The 811-nt window shown below is 35.9% G+C and carries 1 protein-coding gene; it reads right to left on the reverse strand.

What is annotated here, in order from left to right; genetic code table 11:
* Positions 1–756, reverse strand: a 756-nt coding sequence (locus ABD915_RS09935; RefSeq protein WP_345117797.1) for a hypothetical protein, incomplete at its 3' end; no start/stop codon positions are given.
* Positions 757–811 lie beyond the last annotated feature (55 nt).

Genomic DNA, 811 nt, shown 5'->3' on the forward strand with positions numbered 1-811 from the left:
TACAATCTTATCGCTCTTATAAACCTCTTGATTGTTTTGAATACACCTTATCATACTTTTTCTATTTATTTTTGCTCTTCCATAAACTTTACCAAAGACCTTGAGTGCACATGAAATCTTGGCATTGCCATAAACAGAGCCATAAATTTCAGCAGAGCCACTCACATAAGCATTGCCATAAACCTTGCCATAGATTTTTGCACGGTTATGAATCATTGCATGATCATAAATTTTTGCATGGCAATGAATGCAAGCAAAACCTGAGACCTTGGCATCACCATAGACCCTTGCGTCATTACAAACCCACGCATTATAAAAAACATGGGCATTGTCATAAATATGTGCTTCAATATCAATACGAGCATTGCCATACACACGAGCATTGCCATAAACATAACCCATTACACGGGCATTATCATAAACACGCGCATGATCATAAATTTTTGCATATTGAGAAATGAAAGCCTTGCCATAAACAACAGCCTTGCCATAGACTTGACCACAAACTTGTGCATTGCCACAAATTTTTGCATTTTCAAAAACACGGCTAGTTTTGAAAACACAAGCATCATCACTAACCCAGCAATTGCCATCATGTGAAAGGTTGCTTTCCTTTTCAATAAAGCCCCCCAGATCACCAGCCTTGACATCAGAAAAGTTTTTTAAAGCTTTAATACGATAGAGGGTAGTAACCCGTTTAGTCAGTTTATCTTTAATTTGTTTCATTTCATTTGTTATGATGTATTTTTTGCACATAAGAATACCCTCACAATTTATATGTGATAAAGATTTGCTAAAATTTGGAATGGAA

The sequence above is a fragment of the Bartonella jaculi genome (assembly GCF_039543045.1).
In the GTDB taxonomy this organism is placed as follows: domain Bacteria; phylum Pseudomonadota; class Alphaproteobacteria; order Rhizobiales; family Rhizobiaceae; genus Bartonella; species Bartonella jaculi.